We start from the raw sequence: 18,078 nt of genomic DNA, 5'->3' as shown, positions 1-18,078 counted from the left end.
TTATTGAAAAAAAATAAGCAAAGCCAGTGAAATTTTACTTGGTGTAAAATTCCACTGGCTTTTTATTTCAGAGGAGGGTTTTGTCCCACCCTCTTTTTTTAACTTTCAAGCTGTTGCACTTGAAAAAGCTTATAATAATTGCCTTGTAATTTCATTAGTTCATCATGGCTGCCGACTTCGGAAATCTCACCATGCTCAATTAAGATAATTCGGTCTGCATGTGTGATGGTTGACAGTCTGTGGGCAACGATAAAGGTTGTTCGGTCCTTAGCAAGGTCTTCCAGTGCTTCCTGTATTAAATGCTCGCTCTCTAAATCCAATGCCGAAGTGGCTTCATCCAAAATTAAGATTGGCGGATTTTTGAGGAAGATCCTCGCAATTGCCACGCGCTGCTTCTGCCCCCCTGAGAGCTTGACGCCGCGTTCTCCAACTCTGGTATCATAGCCATTTGGAAGATTCATAATGAATTCATGTGCATTCGCAGCCTTCGCAGCTTCGATTACCTCTTCATCCGAAGCATCCGGCTTTCCTAACAAAATATTTGTTTTGACCGACTCACTGAAAAGGATATTATCCTGAAGAACCATTCCGATTTTATCCCGTAAGGTGCGAACTTTAAATGAACGTATATCTTTTCCGTCTAGAAGAATTTTTCCCTCTGTTACATCATAAAACCTCGGAATCAACCCTACTAATGAAGACTTTCCTCCCCCGCTCATCCCTACAAGAGCGATGGTCTCCCCTTTTTTCACATTCAAACTAATATTTTTAAGAACAAGATCTTCCTTTTCATCATAAGCAAAGCTCACTTGTTCAAAATCAATATCGCCTTTAACTGCCTTGCATTCCACAGCATTCGGAGTGTCATCAATATCATATTTTTCATCTATTAATTCAAATACCCTGTCCATAGAGGCAATGGATTGAGTTAATGTTGTTGATGAATTAACAAGTCTTCTGAGTGGATTATATAACCGATCAATGTAAGCAATAAATGCCATCATTGTTCCTGTAGATAAATTCCCTTGAATGACCTGGTAGGCGGAGTAGCCGATGACAAGTAACGGGGCAATATCTGTAATGGTGTTAACAACAGCAAATGCCTTCGCATTCCATTTTGTATGATCAATCGCTTTCGTAAGAAAATTATCATTTTGTTTATCGAACTGCGTTTGCTCATAATCTTCAATGGCAAAGCTTTTTATCACAGCCATTCCCTGAACCCGTTCGTGCAGATAGCCTTGCACCTCAGCCAATGCTTGTGATCGCGCTCTTGTCAGCATTCTTAAGTTTCCGAAAAAGTATCTTACAGAAAACCCATAAAACGGAAAAAGAATTAATGAAACGATCGTTAAGGTAAAATCCATTTTCATCATGATTGCTACGGCAATGAGTATAGTAGCAATATCTAGCCATAAATTCATTAAACCAGTAATAACGAATGTCTTTGTTTGTTCTACATCGTTAATCACTCTTGAAATGACCTCGCCAGCTCTCGTGTTGGCATAATATTTAAAGCTTAGCTTTTGTATATGTGTGAAAAGTCTATCACGAATATCGTACAAAATTTTGCTCGCTACCCATTGGGCAAAATATTGCCGGTAATACTCAATCGGCGGACGAACAATGACAAAAACAACAATCATAATGCCCATTATTTTGATTAAACTGCCTGTCTTATCAGCACTGCTCAAGTCTGGACTTCCTACAATATCATCAATAACATATTTGATTAGTAATGGAATTAATAGGGGAATCGCAAACTTAATGATTCCAATGATGAGCGTGATGAAAATCTGCAGGCGATATGGCTTAACAAAATGCATATAACGCCGGATGCTGTCCAATTTGTTTCCCCCTCTAACCTTTTAAAAACATATAAAAACCTGTTGATTCGTCGGTCAACAGGCGTGACAATTAGTGCTTTCCATTCATTTTCCTTAGCGTCTGTAGGTAAGATATCTTTCATACCAAATATCAATAAAATCGGGAGCAAACGGACCTTTTCTTTGACGAATCCAATGAATTAATTGATCGACATTGGATTTTAAAATATGATCGATTGGCTCGGGATAATTCATTTCCTGACGATGCCTCTCATATTCATCCTCATCAAGCAGATTGAAGGTCATGTCTGGAAAAACCTTAATATCCAGGTCATAATCAATATATTTCACTGCTTCCCCATCAAAAATAAAGGGAGAACTAATATTGCAGTAATAATAAATCCCATCCTCGCGAATCATTCCAATGACATTAAACCAATATTGTGAATGAAAATAACATATGGCTGGTTCCCTCGTAATCCATGTTCTTCCGTCCGATTCCGTTACAACAGTTCGGTCATTTCCGCCAATAACCAAATTTTGTGTTCCTTTTAAAACAGTTGTTTCCTCCCAGACGCGATGAATGTGCCCATTATGTTTATAGCTATGAATTTGTACTGGTTCTCCTTCTCTGGGTACGGCCATTCATTTTCCCCTACTTTCAATAAATCCCGGGCTTTGCAACCTATCCAAATTTAGAGCGACAAGACTGTGCTTGTCCTCCTGCTGTCGGGAGATGAGCGGTGAGAAAAGAAGATCATTTGCACGAAGCTCTTTTATTTTTCAATAATTAATCCCACTCATGTCTCCAATAAATTTTATAAATGATTAAAGGCAACAAAGAACGAATACTTTTTTCTATTATTATAACGGTTTAAGAAGAAATTTAAAACAAAGAGCCATTGAAAATCGTCAATGGCTGAAAGAAAAACAATATATGGGATTTATATCTTATTTTTGCTGCGATTTCATTAGTATTAAACGGTTACTTTCATATCCTGATAAGATTGAATGACTTCTTCTGTTTGCGTTTCGAACAGCTGATGTATGTCTTTAAGCTCTTTTCGCAAATTCGCAATTTCGATTTGAAGACTTTCAAGCTCAGTTTCTTCCTGGAGAGCATTAAGCTCCTCTTCTATTTCTTCACAGCGTTCGAGTTCACTTTGAAGAAATAGAAGCTTTTCCATCGTTTGCATTTGTTCGGATACTAAATGGTTAAAGTTTTTCATTAGTCTGTTTCACCGTCCCATTTATTTGTCTTTGTATGTATTCGCTTATAACTTTGTCTTTCCTTTGACTACTTCTGTTGATTGGATAGAAGTTTTGTCGAAAAAGAAGGACTGAAATAAATCAAAGTACCGCCATACTAGAGCATTATATCCGCAAGCTCTAACAAATAGACTTAAATTGCAGCCAACAAGCAAAAAAGAAGGCACCCCTTCGAATGAAGAGCGCCTTCCATGTAAGTATTAGCGGCTTTGACGGCCAGAGTTTTGTGCTTTGCGAGCTTCAGCTTGTTGGTTTTGTTGTCTAACCTCTTGAGCATTCGTTTCGCTAGCAAATTCTGTACCGAATTGGCCCTGAGCTCCTGCTGCTCCAGCACCTGCTGATTGAGCGTTTTGTTGTCTAACTTCTTGAATATTTGTTCCAGCTTGCGTTTGGTTTGGTTGTTTTGCCATGATTATCACCTCCACGCTCTTTAATTTATCCAAGCGCAGAGAAATTATCCTAGATTTTTAAAAAACTGCGGCAATCCAGAAAAATGGCCGATCCTTTCTGTTAATCAAAATCAAACGAGTAAAGATATTCCCCCATCAACAATAATGGTCTGACCGCGAATCATGCTAGATTGATCACTTAATAAGAACATAACCGCATTCACCATATCCTCAATTTCAACCATTCTCCCTGCAGGTGTTTTCTTTCTTGCTTCTGCTAGAAGTTCTTCTCGATTTGGAAAATGTGTAAGTGCCTCTGTATCTACTGCTCCGCCTGATACTGCATTTACCGTAATATTTTTAACGGCAAGCTCGACAGCTAAATATCTGGTTAATGCTTCTAATGCAGCCTTTGAAACACCAACAGTTGTATAGTTTTCCAAATAGCGAATGGAGCCTAAGGAGCTGATGCTGACAATTTTGCCGCCTCCGTTTCTTTCCATAAGCTTTGCCGCCTCTTGGGCACAAAATAATAAAGCCTTGCTGTTTATATTCATCGTCCAGTCCCAGTGAGTTTCTTCAAGCTCCATGGCGGGGCGCAAAACCCCTGAAGCCGCATTGTTTACAAATACATCTAATCTGCCAAATTCTTCATCAATCTCCTGAAATAATTTCTTTATCTTCTCTACATCACCGACATTTGCCTTTACAATGAAAGCCTTTCTTCCTAATGCTTCAATTTCTGCAGCTGTTTCCATTGCAGCTGATTTGCTTCTTGCATAATTAATGACAATATCATAGCCATCCTTTGCCAATCTGATCGCTGTTGCTTTTCCTATTCCCCTGCTGCTCCCAGTTACTAATGCTACTTTTTGTGCCATTGTCCCAATTCCTTTCATCATAAAGGCAGTCATTTGAAAATATTCACTTACATGCCGCCAAATTCTTCTAATGCCCATTTTATCTTTTTCATGTATATGTAGCAATTGAGATCAGAACAATATTAAATATGAAAGATGAAAGGAAGAGGATTATGTATAACGGCCGAGACATGACTGAGCTGTCTATGATGTCCAAAACAGATTGGGAAGATCAGGAGCTAAATTATTTTCACCATTCCTTCCAGCAAATTGTCCCGTACTTAAATGCGGAGGGTCAAACAATCCAAAGGGAAATTATGGAGGAAATCCAAAATCGCGGGGGATTAAAAAATACGAAGAAGTCATGATAGCTAAGATAATTTTTGCTGCTGAGAATATTAATAGCGTTCACATTGAGTTCGTCAATATGAACGCTATTTATTACCACAGGAACCTTCTACATTAAGGTGTCTGTCATTGATTCCATAAATTGCTTAAATATTTTCTGATGAGAAACAGAAAAGGCATACTGTTCCATTTCCTCCAGCGTAACGAGCTTCAAATGATCTGTTTCTTTATCAAATGTAAGCAACTTGCCTTTATAGGCATTAATATTCCACGTCAAATGGGAGAAAACATGCTCAATCTGCCCAATCATCTCGTTAACTTGAACGCCAGCTTGAAATTGTTGCTTCACTACTTCTACTAACTGTTTAGCTTCATGTTCATAGGGCAAGAGTATTTCTGCATTAGGAAACTCCCATAGATTCGCCAACAGCCCTTGATCATCCCTTTTATGAATAAGAATTCGACCTTCCTCATTTGTCAGAACGGCTGCTGCAATACGGACATGCCGATGTTTTTTATTTTTCGTTTTAATAGGAAGCTCCGTTTGGGTTTCTGCGTGGAAAGCGTGGCAATGCTCACGAACCGGACATAATAAACACTTTGGTGACGTAGGAGTACAGATTAAGGCCCCGAGCTCCATCAAAGCTTGATTAAAATGGGACGGATTTTCATGAGAGATGAGCTTTCTTACTGCTTCTTCAAAAACTTTCCTTGACGATGCCTTAGCAATATCCTCCCAAATTGATAAAATTCTTGATAAAACCCGCATGACATTTCCATCCACAGCTGGTTCTGGAATTCCGTAAGCGATGCTAAGAATAGCTCCTGCTGTGTAAGGTCCTATCCCTTTTAACGAAGAAATTTCCTTTTGATTGTCAGGAACCTTACCGCCGTATTTTTCCTCCACTTCCCTGACTGCCGATTGAAGATTTCTTGCCCGGGAATAATAGCCCAATCCTTCCCAAGCCTTCAGCACCTTATCTTCCTCAGCCTCAGCCAACGCTTTAGTTGTCGGAAACTGTTCGATAAACCGGTTAAAATAGGGGATGACCGTGTCAACCCGTGTTTGCTGAAGCATAATTTCTGAAACCCAAACCTTATAAGGGTCCTTGTCCATTCTCCACGGCAGGTCTCTTTGTTCAGCCTGAAACCAGCTGATTAAATCATGCTGAAAGGTGTTTATATCTATATGTTTAAGTTCTTCTAATTGATTTTTGTTCAATTTTTCTCCTCCAAAATATTGTAAAAAAATAGTACAATCCTTTAAAAAGGATTAACAAATGTTATAATGGGAAAAATATATAGACGTATGCTTAAATATTTGACACACATTTCTAGGAAATTGCATTCTTTGAATGTAAACAAAATCTTTACCTTTTCGCGTCAACTTTTATAAATTTAACATCTTTTTGTGGTGAAACAAGCAAAAACATAATAAAATTTGCCTTATAATGATTTTTATAAAAAGGAGGTTTTCCTCTTGGATACAGGCACACATATAGTGATGGGTCTGGCTTTAGCTGGTATCGCTACTCTTGATCCAGTTGTTGCCGAAAATTCAGCTACGACAACGAGTGTTATGATTGGAGCCATTATCGGTTCGCAGATCCCCGATATTGACACAGTGTTAAAACTGAGAAACAATGCTGTCTATATACGCAATCATCGCGGGATTACTCATTCTATTCCTGCTGTTCTCCTTTGGCCATTAGCCCTTATTACTGTCATCTACCCTTTCTTTCCAGGAGCGAATTTACTCCATCTTTGGATTTGGACGTTTATCGCTGTTTTTCTTCACGTTTTTGTTGATATTTTCAATGCTTATGGAACTCAAGCTTTAAGGCCATTTTCTTCAAAATGGGTTGCATTAGGGGTTATTAATACATTTGATCCATATATATTTGGAATTCATATCGTTGGCATTTTAATATGGGCATTTGGTGCGCATCCGGGATATACATTTCTGCCCATTTATGTCCTGTTGATTTTCTATTATATACTTCGATTTAGGGCTCAAAAGAAAGTTTATAATGAGGTAAAAAGAATGATTCCTGATGCAAATGAGATCATTATTGCCCCAACAATGAAATTCAATAAATGGCGGATCGCTGTCATGAATAAGCATCAATTTTTTGTCGGACGCGCGGAAAATCATGAAGTGAAAATTATTGATCAATTTAACCGGGTTCCTGTACCTGAAACGCCAGTATTAGAGGCTGCTAAAAAAGATAAAAACCTATCGGCCTTTTTATCCTTTTCTCCCGTATATCGATGGGAAATTGACGAATATGATGATTATTATGAAGTTCGGTTCATCGATCTTCGTTATCGAAGCAATGATTATTACCCTTTCGTAGCCGTTGTGCAGCTGAATCTGGAATTAGAAATCATTACTTCTTATACGGGATGGATTTTCAGTGAAGAGAAACTCCGTAAAAAACTGGATATTATCCCCGGTTAATGAAAATATCTGGCTCTAATAGCCAGATATTTTTTAATGCAGCTTCCTAGGGTCCTGCTCCAATAAGTGTTTATACTTCGGATTTTCGGCAACAAATTCATGTAGCTTATCACCGTAGTGTTCAATCCATTGACTAACAACCTTTTCAGTCATTTCACTGCCTTGATATTTCCTGCCTGCTTTTGCATAGGTTGTTTCGAAATCGTCCCAAAGCAACTCAACCCAAGTTTGGGCAAGACTGGCTGAAAGGGAGATATTTTTCTCAAGAAGCCTTTCAAACAATCTCTTTTGATACTCATTCATTTTCATGACCTCTTTCCAATAAAAGACCATCATACAGTTTAGTGAAAAGCTAATACTATCATTACGTGATGAGCATTTGCCAATCGCATTTGTTTTTCACGTTCTTTACATCCCTTGTCAGGAGGCGTTTTTTGAATGGTGCGCAATAAAGCAAGAAATTTCCCAAACCAAATCAAGAATAAATTTGGCGGAGAGCCCCGTGCGAAAGCAGAGTATGCTTCTACAAGAGCGGATGGAACCATTAATACACAGCCCCAAGAAAGAATGAGAGCATCTTCAAACCGTGACAGTGACACACCAGAATTCTAATTAATTGAGGAGGCTGTATAATGGCAAAACCAAAGAATTTCTTTAACTCAAAAATTAAAGCACCAAATTTCCGTCCAAAACATGCCTATTCTCAAATTAACGGCGAAACTCAACTTACTCAAAACCTCGTCATATTAGAGGCGGAAACAAGGAAAAGATCATAGCTGAATTGAGAGAGGAAAATTTCCTCTCTCAGCTTTTTTTCAGCATGGAAATAGGAAGGGCCTCTTCCCCTTCACTGCCTTTCAAACGAAACCCCCAGGCAAATACACCGTTCATATAATCAATTTTAAAATAAGCGCCAGGATCTCCTTCAATTTCGTAAATCTCCCCCGCTTTAAAATCATCAGGATTTAACAAATAGGCTTTTGCCATTACTGCCTTTCTTTCTAGCACAGCATACTCATTGACGATTCCCATTTGTTCAGCTTTTCTTGCCATTTCATTTAGCTTTGCTATTTCCTGCTGCAGTTCATACGTTGTCATCTCGCTATATCTTTTTTCCTGCATTGTATTCACCTTTCTGTCATGCACCTTTTCTAATCTCCAAACTAAAGTATATTGAAAATCTAACAATTAGAAAAGGGAAAATGCTGCCCCTTAGATTTTATTATGATTATTCCTTTAGTTCTTCTATCATTTGCTCGATCAATTCAATAGAAAACCCTTTACGATACAGTGTCTGTTTCATTTTTTGCTCATACTCAAAATCACTTAGAGTAGAAAATTTCCGATGTGCTTTTTCGGCATGCGAACGAAGTGCCGCCATTTCAAGATCCTCGCCCTTGTCCATATCAGTTTCGGCAATGGCTGCTTGAATCATTTCCATTGAATAGCCTTTTCTATAAAGCATCTGTTCAAGCTTTCTCTTCATCACCCTGAAGGAGTCCCGAGAATTCTTTTGTACAAATTTTTCACTGAGCTTAAGGGCTGCCTCGAATTCTTCTTCAAAAGAATATTCTTTCATAGCTAAATCGATCAAGTCTTCAGATATGCCCTTTTCTCGCAGTTCCCCACGAATGATTCTTGACCCTTTGTCAGTAGTATTCATTGCCGTACGAACAAAAGCGATAGCAAACTCTTTATCATCTAAAAATCGGTACTCATATAATTTATGGATGACTTCCCGAATAATCATTTCGTCAACATCTTTCTCAGCTAAATATTGACGCACTTCTTTTTCCGATCTCATTCTTTTTGATAAATATTGGATAGCTCTATTATATGCTTTACGAATGTCGTCCTGATAAGCAATTTCAGATAAAGAAAATGCATCCAGCTCCATACCCTTTTTCAGGCTATGCTTAATGATTACATCCTCATCTACACTAAAGGCATATTTGTCATCCAAAAAAATATTATAACGATCTTTATTTTTTTCCTGGACAGAAATTTTCGTAATGGTAGGCATATTTATCACCTCGTCTTTAATGTACCATATTTGAAAAAGGATTTAAGAAATATATAGAGAACATGTAATGAAAAAGATAAATTAAACGGAGGAAAGATCCATGAAGATTGCATTGACTGGCGGAACTGGCTTTGTTGGTGGTGCATTGGCAAAGGAATTAGTTAAGAACGGACATGAAATTTTTATTTTAACGAGAGATGCAAGGAATAGAAATAACACTGAAAAGATTACATATATCTCATGGCTAAATAATGGTGATGCTCCAGAAGAAGAATTAGACGGGATGGATGGTTTTATAAATCTTGCAGGCGAATCCATAAATAGCGGGAGATGGACAGAAACTCGAAAGAAGAGAATTCTGGACAGCCGGATTTCTGCAACAAGAGAAGTAATGAGAATTATAAAGCAATTGAATAAAAAGCCACAAATTTTAATAAATGCCAGTGCTATTGGATATTATGGCACTTCACTTACAAATACTTTTACCGAGGACTCTTCAGAAAAGGGAGCGGACTTCCTTTCAACTACTGTACAGAAATGGGAGATGGAAGCACTGAACGCAAAGGAGTTAGGGATTCGTACCGTTTGCTGCCGTTTTGGCATTATTCTTGACCGGGCTGATGGCGCTCTTCCAAGAATCGCACTTCCATATAAACTTTTTGCCGGCGGAACTGTCGGATCTGGTGAACAATGGGTTTCTTGGATCCACCTAAAAGATGTTGTGAAAGGTATTATTTTTTGTATGGATAACAAAAAAATTGAGGGCCCTGTTAATTTTACCGCACCTAGTCCATTAAGAATGAAAGAATTCGGGCAAATTCTCGGAAAGTCAATGCAACGTCCCCATTGGATTCCTGCACCAGAATTTGCTTTAAAGGCTTTGTTAGGTGAAATGAGCATACTCGTACTTGAAGGACAAAATGTGGTTCCTGAAAAGCTGATATCAAATGGATATTCCTTCCTCTTCAATCATTTACATGAAGCTTTAGCAGATATCTACAAAAGATAAGTATCAAACTTTTCTCTTAAGGGAAAAATAAGGATGGTGTGAATTTTTAATCTTATTTTTTGAAAGGATGATCAAGTTGGATAAGAAAACAAAGGATAAGAAGAAACGATCTTTATCAGCAACACAGGAGGTTCTTTACTCCCGCGAATTCAAAATGGCTGACCGGGCTGGCGGTTATGTAGACAGACATACAAAGCATTAATTCCCAACTATATTTTTGGCAATATGGTTAACAATAAAAAACGGAAGCAACTTTGGTTTCCGTACTTTATTGTTGAAAGGGGTTTTTGCAATGGGCCGTTCACGCGGACAAAGATCTCGAGACAAAAATAAAGCTTCACTTCCACAAGTACCAAAAAACATGAAATCTGATGGCATCGACGAGGAATTCTCACAAGAGCTAGCCGATCAGGCAGATCTTGAGGCCCAAGCTCGTGCCAATGCTGCGAATCAAAGAGTAAAAGGTAAGAAAAGAAAATCATAATTAGAAAAGCAGCGAGGATCGACTCCTTGCTGCTTTCTGATTTTACCATTAAGCTGTTTGTTTTTCAGTTGTATTTCCGCCTTTTCCTAAAAGGTTTTTAACGTATGGAATCGCAATTCTGTCTACGCCCCAGAAATAAGCACCGCTACCTGTGAATAGTAGTATAATGGCAAGAGTATAAAGGATAGGATTTGTGCTTGTTGTTCCTGCTAGTAAGAAGTTAAGGTTCATAAATGCGCCTGCAATAAGTGCCGGAATAGTTGCTGCTCCAAGTATAAGTCCAATTCCTACTAGAACTTCACCATAAGCTACTAGTGTACTGAATAAATCTGCGTTCGGTGCAGCAAAGTTTTCTAAAAATGCTGCGTACCAGCCTTGTACAGCCGGGTGATCGCCTCCCGCTTTTGCAATGGCTCCCTGTATAAATCCACCAGCTTCAAAACCGCCTGTTACTTTTCCCCACCCTGCTTCAATCCACTGAATTCCTAACCAAACTCTTAACACTGTCCATGCAATCGCTGCTTGCGGAGTTTTCCACCATTTCATAATAATCCTCTCCTAATGAATATGATTATTTGTGAATTAGTTCACATAGTTTGTTAAAAAAATTTTTCATTTACATTAATGGTAAGCCGGCCAGCTTTATTCTAGAAAGGAAGCAATCCACTTTGTGAAATTTTTCACTTTCTTTCTACACTTTTAATATAATCCTTTTTTCATCTTTTGCCAATGGCTTTCACTAATCTTTCACAAATATAAATTCAATTATGACTAATGTTTGAACATGCAGTTGTACACAGCATTGTGAGTTATGTGGGTAATATTCCAAAAATCCTTTTATATCAATGGTTTTGGTTATTTCACCTTTTTCTGTGGATAATGTGGATAAGTATGTAGATTGTTTGTGATTATTGGATTTTTGTTGTTAATAAACAGTGGATACAAAATTACAATATTGTAAGCCTCAAATGAAAAAAGGCATGAAAAATCGAAACAATTAATCATGCCCTTCCATCTTCAGACGTTTGCTTTTTCCTCTGTCTGTCCATGCAATTGATAATAAAAGCCCTTTTGCTTAAGCAGTGTCTTGTGCGTCCCCTCTTCAATTAATTCTCCTTCATGAAGTACAAAAATTCGATCTGCATTTTGGATTGTATTTAAGCGGTGTGCAATAACGAAGCTTGTTCTGCCCTTCATTAACTCCAGTAATGCGTCTTGAATTTTCAATTCTGTTATCGTATCAATACTGCTTGTAGCCTCGTCTAAAATAAGAATTAACGGGTTGGCGAGAAATGCCCTTGCAATGGATAATAACTGCTTTTGCCCCTGACTAATGCCATTTCCGTCTTGGCTTAATAATGTGTTATATTGATTAGGCAGTTTCATAATAAAAGCATGAGCATTTGCCATTTGAGCTGCTTTGACTACTTCCTCGTCAGTTGCTTCAAGCCTTCCGTAGCGAATGTTCTCCATAACCGTACCTTGAAACAAAAAGGAATCCTGCAATACATACCCCATATGCTTTCGCAAGCTTTCTTTCTTTATATCCGAAATTGGCTGCCCATCGATAAGAATACTGCCGCTATCTACCTCGTAAAAACGAGATAAAAGGTTAATCATCGTTGTTTTGCCTGCACCTGTAGGTCCAACAAATGCAGCGGTCTCACCTGGAAAAACATGAAGATTAATATTTCTTACTGTGTTCCCTTCCTCTTCATACGAAAAGCTTACATCGCGAAATTCAACCTCTCCGCTTACATTTGAGATTTCCCGCAGCCCGCTGTCATTTTGCGATTCAACTTCTTCATCAAGAATATCAAATACTCTTTCTGCTCCAGCAATTGCTGACAGAAGTGTATTAAACTGGTTGGCTAAGTCATTTAAAGGACGGGTAAACTGGCGGGAGTATTCTGCAAAAATGACGATGGCTCCGATGGAAATCAGCCCTTTTAAAGCAAAGATACCGCCTATGCCTGCGATAATTGCAAAGCTAAGATTGTTAAGGAAGTTCATCAGTTTTGGAATAAAACCTGAATATGTCTGTGCCCAATATCCCGCACCCCTTAGCCTCTCTGCTTTTTCAACAAACTCATCAATTACCTTCTGTTCCTGGGAAAAAGTTTTAATTATTCTTTGCCCAGATATGGTTTCCTCAATAAATCCATTCAGTTCACCTAGATTTCTTTGCTGCTCTTTAAATAATACACCTGTCCGCTTCGTAATCCATTTCATCCCCAAAAACATAAGTGGAACAATCGTTAAGGTGAGCAAAGTCAAGAGAGGACTTAGCCAAAGCATAACTGACACTGTCCCAATAAGGGTAAGTAGGCTTGAAAAAATCTGAATGACTGAGCTGTTTAAGGTAGAGCTGACATTTTCAATATCATTTGTAATTCGGCTCATCAACTCTCCATGCTGTCGCTTATCAAAGAAGGGAATCGGCAGCTTATGCAAATGCTTGAAAAGCTTTGTCCTCATTTCATAGACTGTATTTTGGGCAATACCAATCATCCAATAATTTTGAAACCAAAGGGAAAGTGAATATGCAGCGTAAATTCCCGCCAGTCCAATAAGAAGTGTAATAAAGCCATCACTGCTATTAGTCACAATATATTTATCTATGGCCATTCCAACTAAAAAGGGACCTAGCAGCCCTAAAAATGAACTAATAAGAACCATTAAAAGAACTAGATATAATAAACCTTTATTATAGGAAAGAAAATGCCAGATTCTCTTTATTGTTTGCTTGTAGTTTCTTGATTTAGTTTTTTGGCTTACCTTTGCTTTTTCATGTGTTTTTTCATTTAAAGAAGGATTTTTCTTATATTGAAACGGTTTTTTCATCTCATTAAGCATAATTTCTTCTCTCCTCTCTCAATTGAGATCGGAATATTTCCAGGTAGAGCGGAGATTTCTTTAACAATGATTCATGTGTTCCCTCTGCTAGAAGCTTCCCTTCCTCCAGAAGTAAAATTCGGTCTGCCTCCATCGCTGTGCTAATTTTTTGTGTGATTATAAGGGTCGTGCATGTATATTTCTTTAAAGCTTCAAGCAATTTTTCCTCAGTTCTCCTATCTAAAGCACTTGTACTGTCGTCTAGAAGAAGAATTTTGGGCTTCCTAACTAGGGCCCTCGCAATGGATAGTCTCTGCTTTTGCCCCCCTGAAAGATTCACTCCCTTTTGCCCAAGCTTCGCTTCAAACATATTAGGAAATCCTTTTATGGTCTCGTAGATTTGCGCGTCTATTGCTGCTTCAATAATTTCATCCATTGAGGCATTTTCTTTTCCCCATGCAATATTTTCTTTTACTGTACCAGTAAACAGCACGGCTTCCTGTGGAACAAATCCAATTTTCCTGCGCAAATTTTCCATTTTCATCTCACGGACATTGATTCCATCAATCAAAACCTCCCCATCAGTAACATCATATAGCCTTGGAATTAGCTGGAATAGAGAAGTTTTTCCTGAACCGGTTGCCCCTAATATTGCAACCGTTTGTCCAGGGTTAACAGTAAACGTAATATTCGTAAGTGCTGGTGTTTCTGTATCTGGGTATTGAAAGGCAACATGTTTAAATTCAACCTTCCCTTCTTTTACATAGAAAGTTGAATCGGCATCCTCCTGATCAGAAAGGTCCACCTCTGCTTCAAGAACTTCAACAATTCGATTGGAAGACGCACGGGCACGGGAAAAGGCCATAATAATAAAGGAAAAAATCGAGAAGGCTCCGGTAATTCTAGTCGCATAGTTAACAATAGCAACCACTTCCCCTACCTTAACTCCGCCGCTATTCACCTGGATGCTTCCAAACCAGAGCACACCTATAATCGAGATATTCATGATAATCAATAGCACAGGCATCGTAATTTCCATTAATCTTAATGCCTTAATCGTTTGATCCTTTAAATCCTCATTTGCATTTGTAAAACGTTTTACTTCATGCTTCCTCCTAATAAAAGCCTTGATTAGCCTAATACCTGTTAATGTTTCTCGCATGACACCATTCACGGAGTCCAATTTTTCCTGGACCGTTTTGAATAAAGATCCCCCAATGCTCATGAGCCACTTTAGAAAAATAAATAAAAAAGGAACGACAATGAATAAGATGAGCGCCAGCTTCACATTGACGAAAAATGCCATGATAAGCCCGCCAATAATCATCAATGGAGCCCGAAGCATAATACGCAGACTCATAAATAGTGTATTTTGAACTTGGGTAATATCATTTGTCATCCTCGTAATAAGAGATGATGCTGGAAATAGATTAAAGTTGGCAAAGGAAAAGGATTGCACCTTGTCAAAGAGGCTTTTCCGTACAACAAATCCAAAGCTTTGGCTTGTATGAGCAGCATAAAAGGAATTGAGGACACCTGCCGCTAAGGAAATTAGTGAAAATACAAGCATGATGCTTCCCCATTTAAGAACAACAGATAAATCACTTTTTAAAATACCTTCGTCAATAATCTTTGCCATGAACAGTGGCTGAATAAGTTCCACGGCAAGCTCTGTCAGCGTTAAGGCAAGCGCAATAGCCACCGCTATCCGGTATGGTTTTAAATAGGATAATACCTTTAACATTCGTTTTCCTCCAAAGCTGTTTTCAAGTGTTTGAACTATATCTATACAATACTTCGAATCCCTAAATAATAATCGTTAATCTTATCATATCTCTTTTTGCGGAATATTTAAATAATAAACTTTTTGTCCAAAAGCAACAAAAGAACAATCAAATAATTGTATTACACTAACATTGTAGATCATTGTCACAGAATTGTAGAATTTAGTTAATAGAAGAAATACCTAGCATTTACTGCAATTTCGGAGGTGTTTATATTAGTGGAAGCATTGACAAGGGACTTTTTCTTATTTCTTTCTAAGAACGATCTTCTTAATAAAATCGCTCAAAAAAGAGGAGGAAAGTTTGCACAAGGGAAACTGATTGGCGGACTGGACTTTCCAAGTTCAATTGAATTTATCAGAAAATTAAATAGCCAAGGCCTCTCTGTAACAGTCGACCATTTAGGAGAATTCGTCAATTCAGTTGAGGTTGCAAATGAACGTACGGAAGAATGTATTCGTACGATCGAAACGATTAGCAAGGAAAAGCTGGATTCGCAAGTATCACTCAAAATGACGTCATTAGGACTTGATATTAATCATGATTTAGTTATGAAGAATATGACTAAAATTCTCGATACAGCTGAGAAACATCAAATCATGGTGACCATCGATATGGAAGATGTGCCTCGATGCCAGGCAACGATTGATATTTTCAAACAGTTAAGAGAAAAATACAGCTGTGTCAGCACGGTTCTTCAAGCCTATTTATACCGTACTGAGCAGGACTTGAAAGATCTTAGCGTCTATCAGCCATTCCTCCGTCTTGTAAAAGGTGCCTATAAAGAATCGGCGGATGTTGCCTATCCTGAGAAGAATGACGTGGATGAGAATTATAAGAAGCTAATTAAGCAAAGCTTATTAAGCGGCAATTATACGGCGATTGCTTCACATGATGATCAAATCATCGAGTATACGAAAAATCTTGCCAAAGAGCATAACATCCCAAATGACCTTTTCGAATTCCAAATGCTTTACGGAATGAGAAATAAAACACAGCTTGATTTAGTGAAGCAAGGCTATAAATTCCGTGTGTATGTACCTTATGGCTTAGATTGGTACGGCTACTTTATGAGAAGATTAGCCGAAAGACCAGCTAATATTGCTTTTGCTTTCAAAGGCATGGTAAAAAACTAAGAATACATCTCAAGTAACTAAAGGAGCGAAAAAAATGATCCCATACAAACACGAACCATTTACTGATTTCTCAATTGAAGAAAATAAAAACGCTTATTTAGAAGCTATCCAATATGTTGAAGGCTACCTTGGCCAAGACTACCCACTTGTAATCGGCGGCGAAAAAGTAACAACTGATAGTAAGATAGTTTCATATAATCCAGCCAATAAGCAGGAAGTGATCGGAAGTGTTTCTAAGGCTAGTCAGGATCTTGCTGAAAAAGCAATGCAGGCAGCTGTTACAGCATTCGAATCGTGGAAAAAAGTAAAGCCTGAAGTACGTGCAGACGTATTATTCAAAGCAGCTGCGATTATTCGCCGCCGCAAGCATGAATTCTCTGCCCTTCTGACAAAAGAAGCTGGTAAGCCTTGGAATGAAGCTGACGCAGATACAGCTGAAGCAATTGATTTCCTAGAATACTATGCTCGTCAAATGCTGCGAATCAAAGATGGTGTTCCTGTCGAAAGCCGTCCTGGTGAATACAACCGCTATGATTATATTCCACTGGGAGTTGGCATTATTATCTCTCCATGGAACTTCCCATTTGCAATCATGGCTGGAACAACAGTTGCAGCAATCGTAACCGGAAACACTGTTCTATTAAAACCTGCTTCTACTACACCTATTGTAGCTGCTAAGTTCGTAGAGGTAATGGAAGAGGCCGGACTTCCTGCAGGCGTTCTAAACTTTGTTCCTGGAAGCGGCGCTGAAGTCGGTGATTACTTAGTTGATCATCCGAAGACACGCTTCATTTCCTTCACCGGGTCTCGTGATGTCGGTCTTCGTATTTTCGAACGTGCTTCAAAAGTTAACAAGGGTCAAATTTGGATGAAACGCCTAATTGCTGAAATGGGCGGGAAAGATACAATTGTAGTTGATAAGGAAGCTGACTTAGAATTAGCCGCTCAATCAATCGTGAAATCAGCTTTTGGCTTCTCTGGTCAAAAATGCTCTGCATGCTCACGTGCAGTTATTGTAGAAGACGTATATGACCAAGTTTTAAACCGTGTAGTAGAATTAACGAATGAGCTTACACAAGGAGATCCAACAGATCCAACTAACTTCATGGCAACAGTTATTGACCAAAGTGCATTCGATAAAATCACGAGCTACATCGAAATTGGCAAGCAAGAAGGAAAACTGATGACAGGCGGCGAAGGAGACGATTCTAAAGGCTACTTCATTAAACCAACAGTCTTTGCAGATCTTTCTCCTGAAGCACGCATCATGAAGGAAGAAATTTTTGGCCCAGTCGTTGGCTTCACTAAAGCAAAGAACTTCGATGAGGCAATCGAAATTGCGAACAACACAGAGTACGGTTTAACTGGTGCGGTTATTACCAATAACCGTGAAAACATGGAAAAAGCACGTGAAGATTTCCATGTAGGTAACCTTTACTTTAACCGCGGCTGCACAGGTGCGATCGTTGGCTACCAGCCATTCGGAGGCTTCAACATGTCTGGAACGGACTCAAAGGCAGGCGGCCCTGATTACCTTCTTCTTCATATGCAGGCAAAAACAACTTCAGAAATGTTTTAACTTTAATGGAATCAATCGGTATATTGCCGATTGATTTTTTTATTTCTCCATTTCCTCTCGAATAATCTATATACA

At 38.5% G+C, this 18,078-nt stretch carries 21 protein-coding genes; 9 read left to right on the top strand and 12 right to left on the bottom strand.

Annotated features, from left to right (window positions below; genetic code table 11):
- Window positions 1–98: 98 nt before the first annotated feature.
- The 5 genes from AR328_RS17595 to fabL form a co-directional block, all read right to left on the bottom strand.
- Window positions 99–1,847, bottom strand: coding sequence for an ABC transporter ATP-binding protein (locus AR328_RS17595; protein ID WP_066298893.1), 1,749 nt, complete (start codon window positions 1,845–1,847; stop codon window positions 99–101).
- Between the two features lie 93 nt (window positions 1,848–1,940).
- Window positions 1,941–2,471, bottom strand: a complete 531-nt coding sequence (gene ntdP, locus AR328_RS17590) for a nucleoside tri-diphosphate phosphatase (RefSeq protein ID WP_066298890.1) — start codon at window positions 2,469–2,471, stop codon at window positions 1,941–1,943.
- Window positions 2,472–2,803: 332 nt separating this feature from the next.
- Window positions 2,804–3,055 carry a YgaB family protein gene (locus AR328_RS17585; RefSeq protein ID WP_066298888.1) on the bottom strand — a complete coding sequence of 84 codons (252 nt, stop codon included), beginning with the start codon at window positions 3,053–3,055 and terminating at the stop codon, window positions 2,804–2,806.
- A 240-nt stretch (window positions 3,056–3,295) separates the two neighbouring features.
- Complete coding sequence (locus AR328_RS17580; RefSeq protein WP_066298886.1) at window positions 3,296–3,505, bottom strand: gamma-type small acid-soluble spore protein; 210 nt, start codon at window positions 3,503–3,505, stop codon at window positions 3,296–3,298.
- A 110-nt stretch (window positions 3,506–3,615) separates the two neighbouring features.
- Entirely contained in the window at window positions 3,616–4,365 is a 750-nt protein-coding gene (gene fabL, locus AR328_RS17575; protein ID WP_066298987.1) for an enoyl-[acyl-carrier-protein] reductase FabL, read from the bottom strand.
- A gap of 152 nt (window positions 4,366–4,517) precedes the next feature.
- Between fabL and AR328_RS17570 the strand changes: the two genes are divergently transcribed.
- Entirely contained in the window at window positions 4,518–4,712 is a 195-nt protein-coding gene (locus AR328_RS17570; RefSeq protein ID WP_066298884.1) for a hypothetical protein, read from the top strand.
- Between the two features lie 89 nt (window positions 4,713–4,801).
- On the opposite strand, the gene mutY is transcribed toward AR328_RS17570, so the two are convergent.
- Window positions 4,802–5,914, bottom strand: a complete 1,113-nt coding sequence (mutY, locus tag AR328_RS17565) for an A/G-specific adenine glycosylase (protein WP_082677295.1) — start codon at window positions 5,912–5,914, stop codon at window positions 4,802–4,804.
- A 258-nt stretch (window positions 5,915–6,172) separates the two neighbouring features.
- On the opposite strand from mutY, the gene AR328_RS17560 reads away from it, so the two are divergent.
- Window positions 6,173–7,153, top strand: a complete 981-nt coding sequence (locus AR328_RS17560) for a metal-dependent hydrolase (protein ID WP_066298880.1) — start codon at window positions 6,173–6,175, stop codon at window positions 7,151–7,153.
- A 33-nt stretch (window positions 7,154–7,186) separates the two neighbouring features.
- Here AR328_RS17560 and AR328_RS17555 read toward each other — a convergent pair whose 3' ends face one another.
- Window positions 7,187–7,456 (bottom strand): YfhJ family protein, encoded by a 270-nt coding sequence (locus tag AR328_RS17555; protein WP_066298878.1) that lies wholly within the window; start codon window positions 7,454–7,456, stop codon window positions 7,187–7,189.
- Window positions 7,457–7,594: 138 nt separating this feature from the next.
- On the opposite strand from AR328_RS17555, the gene AR328_RS17550 reads away from it, so the two are divergent.
- Together AR328_RS17550 and AR328_RS22355 are read left to right on the top strand one after the other, a co-directional pair.
- Window positions 7,595–7,765: a small, acid-soluble spore protein K gene (locus AR328_RS17550; protein WP_066298977.1), complete on the top strand. Its 171-nt coding sequence runs from the start codon at window positions 7,595–7,597 to the stop codon at window positions 7,763–7,765.
- A 20-nt stretch (window positions 7,766–7,785) separates the two neighbouring features.
- Window positions 7,786–7,929 (top strand): YpzG family protein, encoded by a 144-nt coding sequence (locus AR328_RS22355; RefSeq protein ID WP_082677294.1) that lies wholly within the window; start codon window positions 7,786–7,788, stop codon window positions 7,927–7,929.
- 28 nt (window positions 7,930–7,957) lie between these two features.
- Here AR328_RS22355 and AR328_RS17545 read toward each other — a convergent pair whose 3' ends face one another.
- Together AR328_RS17545 and recX are read right to left on the bottom strand one after the other, a co-directional pair.
- Window positions 7,958–8,275 carry a YfhH family protein gene (locus AR328_RS17545; protein ID WP_066298975.1) on the bottom strand — a complete coding sequence of 106 codons (318 nt, stop codon included), beginning with the start codon at window positions 8,273–8,275 and terminating at the stop codon, window positions 7,958–7,960.
- Window positions 8,276–8,381: 106 nt separating this feature from the next.
- Complete coding sequence (gene recX / locus AR328_RS17540; RefSeq protein ID WP_066298876.1) at window positions 8,382–9,176, bottom strand: recombination regulator RecX; 795 nt, start codon at window positions 9,174–9,176, stop codon at window positions 8,382–8,384.
- Between the two features lie 100 nt (window positions 9,177–9,276).
- Between recX and AR328_RS17535 the strand changes: the two genes are divergently transcribed.
- The 3 genes from AR328_RS17535 to AR328_RS17530 all read left to right on the top strand — a co-directional run bounded on the left by AR328_RS17535 (window position 9,277) and on the right by AR328_RS17530 (window position 10,669).
- Complete coding sequence (locus AR328_RS17535) at window positions 9,277–10,185, top strand: TIGR01777 family oxidoreductase (protein ID WP_066298873.1); 909 nt, start codon at window positions 9,277–9,279, stop codon at window positions 10,183–10,185.
- A gap of 67 nt (window positions 10,186–10,252) precedes the next feature.
- Window positions 10,253–10,387 carry a YfhE family protein gene (locus AR328_RS22350; protein ID WP_082677293.1) on the top strand — a complete coding sequence of 45 codons (135 nt, stop codon included), beginning with the start codon at window positions 10,253–10,255 and terminating at the stop codon, window positions 10,385–10,387.
- A gap of 90 nt (window positions 10,388–10,477) precedes the next feature.
- The gene (locus AR328_RS17530; RefSeq protein ID WP_066298870.1) at window positions 10,478–10,669 is read left to right on the top strand and encodes a YfhD family protein; all 192 of its coding nucleotides are present in this window, start codon (window positions 10,478–10,480) and stop codon (window positions 10,667–10,669) included.
- A gap of 48 nt (window positions 10,670–10,717) precedes the next feature.
- Here AR328_RS17530 and AR328_RS17525 read toward each other — a convergent pair whose 3' ends face one another.
- The 3 genes from AR328_RS17525 to AR328_RS17515 form a co-directional block, all read right to left on the bottom strand.
- Window positions 10,718–11,215, bottom strand: a complete 498-nt coding sequence (locus AR328_RS17525; protein WP_066298867.1) for a DoxX family protein — start codon at window positions 11,213–11,215, stop codon at window positions 10,718–10,720.
- A gap of 471 nt (window positions 11,216–11,686) precedes the next feature.
- Window positions 11,687–13,525: an ABC transporter ATP-binding protein gene (locus AR328_RS17520; protein WP_066298860.1), complete on the bottom strand. Its 1,839-nt coding sequence runs from the start codon at window positions 13,523–13,525 to the stop codon at window positions 11,687–11,689.
- Window positions 13,518–15,248, bottom strand: a complete 1,731-nt coding sequence (locus tag AR328_RS17515; protein ID WP_066298858.1) for an ABC transporter ATP-binding protein — start codon at window positions 15,246–15,248, stop codon at window positions 13,518–13,520. Before AR328_RS17515 ends, AR328_RS17520 begins: the two co-directional genes overlap by 8 nt.
- Window positions 15,249–15,506: 258 nt before the next feature.
- Between AR328_RS17515 and AR328_RS17510 the strand changes: the two genes are divergently transcribed.
- Window positions 15,507–16,424: a proline dehydrogenase family protein gene (locus AR328_RS17510; protein WP_066298856.1), complete on the top strand. Its 918-nt coding sequence runs from the start codon at window positions 15,507–15,509 to the stop codon at window positions 16,422–16,424.
- A 34-nt stretch (window positions 16,425–16,458) separates the two neighbouring features.
- Complete coding sequence (gene pruA, locus AR328_RS17505; RefSeq protein WP_066298854.1) at window positions 16,459–18,003, top strand: L-glutamate gamma-semialdehyde dehydrogenase; 1,545 nt, start codon at window positions 16,459–16,461, stop codon at window positions 18,001–18,003.
- Window positions 18,004–18,078: the final 75 nt, after the last annotated feature.

The sequence above is a fragment of the Bacillus sp. FJAT-29937 genome (genome assembly GCF_001509555.1).
In the GTDB taxonomy this organism is placed as follows: Bacteria; Bacillota; Bacilli; order Bacillales; family Cytobacillaceae; genus Cytobacillus.
This window is presented reverse-complemented; position numbering and strand designations above follow the sequence as displayed.